This is a genomic window from Streptomyces laculatispora (assembly GCF_017353455.1).
Classification (GTDB): Bacteria; Actinomycetota; Actinomycetes; order Streptomycetales; family Streptomycetaceae; genus Streptomyces; species Streptomyces laculatispora.
Genome location: NZ_JAFMPZ010000517.1, coordinates 1 through 5,533 on the forward strand (window position 1 = coordinate 1; position 5,533 = coordinate 5,533).

At 70.8% G+C, this 5,533-nt stretch carries 4 protein-coding genes and 1 pseudogene; all 5 read left to right on the forward strand.

Annotated elements, in window-relative coordinates; genetic code table 11:
• The first annotated feature begins 299 nt into the window (after positions 1 to 299).
• Positions 300 to 977 (forward strand): hypothetical protein, encoded by a 678-nt coding sequence (locus J1C73_RS27085; protein WP_207318690.1) that lies wholly within the window; start codon positions 300 to 302, stop codon positions 975 to 977.
• Positions 978 to 3,173 (forward strand): bifunctional polysaccharide deacetylase/glycosyltransferase family 2 protein, encoded by a 2,196-nt coding sequence (locus J1C73_RS27090; protein ID WP_207318691.1) that lies wholly within the window; start codon positions 978 to 980, stop codon positions 3,171 to 3,173.
• Entirely contained in the window at positions 3,170 to 4,525 is a 1,356-nt protein-coding gene (locus J1C73_RS27095; protein ID WP_207318692.1) for an acyltransferase family protein, read from the forward strand. The genes J1C73_RS27090 and J1C73_RS27095 overlap by 4 nt, the downstream gene beginning before the upstream one ends.
• 177 nt (positions 4,526 to 4,702) lie before the next feature.
• Positions 4,703 to 4,900: pseudogene (locus tag J1C73_RS35205) on the forward strand (MFS transporter); the annotation flags it as partial.
• Positions 4,901 to 4,977: 77 nt separating this feature from the next.
• Positions 4,978 to 5,533: uroporphyrinogen-III synthase (locus tag J1C73_RS27100; RefSeq protein ID WP_372446744.1), on the forward strand; the 556-nt coding region annotated here is incomplete at its 3' end.

Here is a 5,533-nt window from a genome sequence, read left to right on the forward strand (position 1 = left end):
GCCACCGGCAACGGGGTCCTCGTTTTTTTCTGCCCCGATGGCCGGCCGGCCATGAAGGGGCGCGTGGGAGCGCGCGCACCGGCGTGCAGTTCGGCGGTACGCCTCGAAGTCGGAACAGATGTATGTCTCACGATGAACAACACCGGACAGTAGGGTCGGAGCGTCCTCGGCGTGCGCTACATTCATCGTCCGGGTGCGCTGTGGTAGGGGGCGCTTGGGCAGGGTGGGGGCCCGGTCCGGCGATACACAACCGGTCATTTGCGCGCACCCGATCCTGAGTGGGGGAAGTGCGTACAACAGTGGAAACTTGGCGTGAAGGTGCCCATGCGGGGCACACACACGAGCCGAACGAAGTCACCATCCAACTCGACGGTCTGGGACGGCAGCTCTCTGAGCTGCTCCCGGAACCCGGCGCTCCGGATGGCTCCGACGGCCCTGTTTTCGTCGACGAGAGCGGGCGGCGGAGCAAGACGCTCCGGCGGTTCGGCTGGGTGATCGCCGCGGTCTGCGTCTGCTTCGCGGTGACGCTCGTCGGCGCCGTCCTCGGCGGCAACTCCAGCGCTCCGTTCCTGCCGCTTTCCGGCCAGGACGAGCACCCGAAGGCGGAAGAGGTACAGGTGCCTCCCGCGCCGGGCGAGAGCGTGGGCATCCCGGTCACACCCGGTGCGACGGCCGGCTCCTCGCAGTCCGCCCCGGTGGACGGGAGCAGCGCCCCGGTACCGGGCAGCTCCGCCGCCGCCGGAGCCTCGGTGCCCGACGCCGGCTCCTCGCCGCCGGGTCCCGTCGTACCGGCCGGGGACCGGACCCAGATCAGCGGCGGTGATGCCACCGCGCCGACCGCCGAAAGCTCGGTCTCGACCCTGCCCACCAGTACCGGGACGCCTCCCGCCGATCCCGGGACACCGCCGCCGGACACCGCGGCACCGCCCGTCGAGTCCTCGGAACCTCCTGTGCAAGAGCAAGAAGGCGCCAAGTAAATGACCACCCCCGTCACACGGGGCAGGCACAATCGCAAGAAGCAGACCCGGCGGCGCAGGCTCCCCATGCGCTATCTGCTGCCGTTCCTGCTCCTCGTCGCCCTGCTCGCCATGCTGATGCTGCGCGGCTACGTGCACAGCGAAATCCTCGCCGACCACCGGATTCAGCCACCGGCGGCCACCGACCAGGTGCCCGAGCAGGTCCTCGAAGGCGGACCGGTCATCGACGCGCGCAGCGCGACCGAGCCCGCCAAGACCCTGCGCATCCCGGATCACCGCATCGTGCTGACCTTCGACGACGGCCCCGACCCGGTGTGGACCCCGCGCGTGCTCGACAAGCTCAAGGAGTACGACGCGCACGCCGTCTTCTTCGTCACCGGCACCATGGCCTCGCGCTATCCCGAGCTGGTGAAGCGCATGGTCGAGGAGGGGCACGAGGTCGGGCTGCACACCTTCAACCACCCCGACCTCTCCTACCAGTCCCACGCCCGCATCGACTGGGAGCTCTCGCAGAACCAGCTGGTGCTGGCGGGCGCGGCCGGAATTCGTACCTCGCTGTTCCGGCCGCCGTACTCCTCGTTCGCCGACGCCATGGACGACAAGTCCTGGCCGGTCACCGAGTACATCGGCAGCCGCGGCTACCTCACCGTCGTCAACAACACCGACAGCGAGGACTGGAAGCGCCCCGGTGTCGGCGTCATCAGCAAGAACGCCACACCGAAGGACGGCAAGGGCGCCATCGTCCTGATGCACGACTCGGGCGGCGACCGGTCCCAGACCGTGGCCGCGCTCGGCCACTTCCTGCCCAGGATGCAGGACACGGGGTACGAGTTCGCCAACCTCACCGACGCCCTCGGCGCCCCCAGCGCGCACACCCCGGTCACCGGCCTCGCGCTCTGGAAGGGCAAGGCGTTCGTCCACGCCGTCGACGTCTCGGAGCACATCACCGATGTGATGGCGGTCGGTCTCGCCGTCATCGGGGTGCTGGTCCTGACCCGCTTCGGGCTGATGCTGCTGCTCTCCTTCGTGCACGCGCGCCGGGTCCGCAAACGGGACTTCAGTTGGGGTGAGCCGGTCACCCGCCCGGTGACCGTCCTGGTGCCCGCGTACAACGAACGCGAGTGCATCGCCAACACGGTGCGCTCCCTGGTGGCAAGTGACTATCCGGTCGAAGTCATCGTCATCGACGACGGCTCCACGGACGGCACCGCGGACATCGTCGAGGCGATGTGGCTGCCGGACGTACGGGTGGTGCGCCAGCGCAACGCCGGGAAGCCCGCAGCCCTCAACAACGGCATCGCGCACGCCCGCCACGACATCATCGTGATGATGGACGGCGACACGGTCTTCGAGCCGGCCACCGTCCGCGAGCTCGTGCAGCCCTTCGCCGATCCGCGGGTCGGGGCCGTCGCGGGCAACGCCAAGGTCGGCAACCGGGACTCGATGATCGGGGCCTGGCAGCACATCGAGTACGTGATGGGCTTCAACCTCGACCGCCGGATGTACGACCTGCTGCGCTGCATGCCCACCATCCCCGGCGCGGTCGGGGCGTTCCGCCGCGACGCGCTGGACCGGATCGGCGGCATGAGCGAGGACACCCTCGCCGAGGACACCGACGTCACGATGGCCCTGCACCGGGACGGCTGGCGCGTCGTGTACGCGGAGAACGCCCGCGCCTGGACCGAGGCGCCGGAGTCCGTGCAGCAGCTGTGGTCCCAGCGCTACCGGTGGTCGTACGGCACGATGCAGGCCATCTGGAAGCACCGCCGCGCGGTCCTCGACCGCGGGCCTTCCGGCCGCTTCGGACGCGTCGGGCTGCCGTTCGTCGCCCTGTTCATGGTCGTCGCCCCGCTGCTCGCGCCCCTCATCGACGTCTTCCTGCTGTACGGACTCGTCTTCGGCCCCACCCAGAAGACGGTCGTCGCCTGGCTCGGCGTCCTGGCGGTGCAGGCCGTCTGCGCCGCGTACGCCTTCCGGCTCGACCGGGAACGCATGACGTATCTGATCTCGCTGCCCCTCCAGCAGATCCTCTACCGGCAGCTCATGTACGTGGTGCTGCTTCAGTCCTGGATCACCGCTCTCACCGGCGGCCGGCTGCGCTGGCAGAAGCTGCGCCGCACCGGCGCCGTGGAGGCGCCCGGCTCTATGCCGAGCCAGCGGCGAGGCAGCAGCAATGACCGGAGGCCCGTCGCATGACCCACCCGAGCCACCCCTCGGCCTACCCGCAGCAGCCGCCCGGGGAGCCGCACACGGTGCCGTTCCCCACGCAGCAGCAGTGGGCGCCCGCCGACGTCCGGTACGCGCTGCCCCCCGAGGCCGGGGCGGCGGTGCCCGCTCCCGCGAAGGAGCCGGCGGCCACCGCGCCGAAGGCGGGCGGCCGCGACCGCTATCTCGACCTGCTCCGTGCGGTCGCGCTGGTCCGTGTCGTCGTCTACCACCTGTTCGGCTGGGCCTGGCTGACCATCCTGTTCCCGTCCATGGGCGTGATGTTCGCCCTGGCCGGCTCCCTGATGGCCCGGTCGCTGGCCCGGCCCGCCTGGAGCGTCCTGCGCGGCCGGCTGCGCAGGCTGCTGCCGCCGATGTGGGCGTTCGCCGCCCTCGTCGTACCGATGATGTTCGTGATGGGCCTCAAGCCGGTGCGGGAGGAGGGCATCTGGTGGTTCCTCAAGCTGGGCTGCTACATCCTGCCGATCGGCTCGCCGCCGTACCCCTGGGAGAGCGGTTCTGAAGGCGGCTTCCTCGAACTGTCGTGGGCCGAGCAGGCGGCGGGCCCGCTCTGGTACATCCGCGCCTACCTCTGGTTCGTCCTGGCCTCACCGCTGCTGCTGAAGGCGTTCCGCAGACTGCCCTGGGTGACGCTGCTCGCGCCGATCGGCCTCACCGCCGTCATCGGCACCGGTCTGGTGGCCGTTCCCGGGGCGACGGGCGAGGCGCTCGTCGACTTCGGCACGTTCGGCTCCTGCTGGATCCTGGGCTTCGCCCACAACGACGGGCTGCTGCGCAGGATTCCGCGCTACATCTCGGTCTCCTCGGCCGCGCTCCTCATGGCCTTCGCCCTCTGGTGGGCGTCCGGGCACCTCACCGAGGAGGGCTGGAACCTGGACGAGATCCCGCTCGCCCAGGCCACCTGGTCACTCGGCTTCTGCGCGATCCTGCTCCAGTACGCGCCCTCGTGGAAGGAACTGCCCGGCCGGCTGGCCGGCTGGGACAGCCCGATCACCCTGGCCAACAACCGGGCCGTGACGATCTACCTCTGGCACAACCTGCTGCTCATGGCGACGATGCCGATCATCGACCAGCTGTGGAACATCCCGTGGGTCGGCGACCACCTCGACACGTACATCGACGCGTCGTACGACGTGCTCGTGCTGATCCTGATCTGGCCCCTGATAGGGGTGATGATCGTCGCGGTCGGCTGGGTCGAGGACGTGGCGGCGAAGCGGCGGCCCCGGCTCTGGCCCAACGGCGCACCGAAGCGGACCGGGAAGCGGGCCGCCGGACGCGGCACACCGGAACCGGCCGGGACCCCGGGACCGCACCGGCGGTGACCGCCCTCACCGGGCCGGCACCGGCCCGGTGAGAGCAAGGCTGCGCACCGCTCACCTCACGGCACCAAGCCGGAACGCGCGCTTGGGTCTGGACCCTGCGGCCGGTGATGGTCCTGTTCACGGGGCCGGAGTACGGGGTGGACCCGGCCGGTACGTTCTTCCTGATCCCGACCGCGGGGGCTCGTCGGCGCGGTCGGCGCACTCGGCGGGCTCGGCATCAACCTCGCCTTCCGGCAGTCCTTCCGGACCTCGGGCACCGGAACGGCGGCCTTGCGGACCTTCCTCGTGCTCTACGGGGCCTGTTCCGCGGTGACCTGGGCGGTATACCTTCGCCGCACCGCGGCCCTCCCGGCGAAGCCCCGGCTCAGCCATGCCGGGTGTGATGATGACCGCACGGTGTCGGGTGACGTAACGGGCGGGAAATACGGGCGAACCGAGCCTGTCACGCATCGTTGGCAGGGTCGGTCCTCCGCACCATCGAGCAGCAGCGGGACGAGAGCCGGGTAGACCATATGCGCGACGACGAACAGCACGGGCCCCTCGCGGGCTTCACGGTCGGCGTCACCGCCGCGCGCCGGGCGGACGAACTCGCCACGCTGCTGCGGCGGCGGGGCGCCACCGTGGTGCACGCCCCCGCCATGCGGACCGTGCCGCTCGCCGACGACAGCGAACTCCACGCCGCCACCAGGGACCTCATCGAGAGCGCCCCGGACGTGGTCCTCGCCACCACCGCGATCGGCTTCCGGGGCTGGATCGAGGCCGCCGACGGCTGGGGCATCGGGGCCCAGCTGCTGGACCGGCTGCGCGGCGTCGAGCTGCTGGCCCGCGGCCCCAAGGTCAAGGGCGCGGTCCGGGCCGCCGGGCTGATGGAGGCGTGGTCGCCCGCCTCCGAGTCCATGGCGGAAGTGCTGGAACGGCTCCTGGCGGAGGGCGTCGAGGGCCGCCGCATCGCCCTCCAGCTGCACGGCGAACCGCTCTCCGGCTTCGTGGAGTCGCTGCGGGCGGCGG

Bases quoted from the DNA above. Each gene is read 5' to 3' on its own strand.
- J1C73_RS27090 (WP_207318691.1), top strand. From the start codon at position 978: ATGACCACCCCCGTCACACGGGGCAGGCACAATCGCAAGAAGCAGACC.
- J1C73_RS27095 (WP_207318692.1), top strand. From the start codon at position 3,170: ATGACCCACCCGAGCCACCCCTCGGCCTACCCGCAGCAGCCGCCCGGG.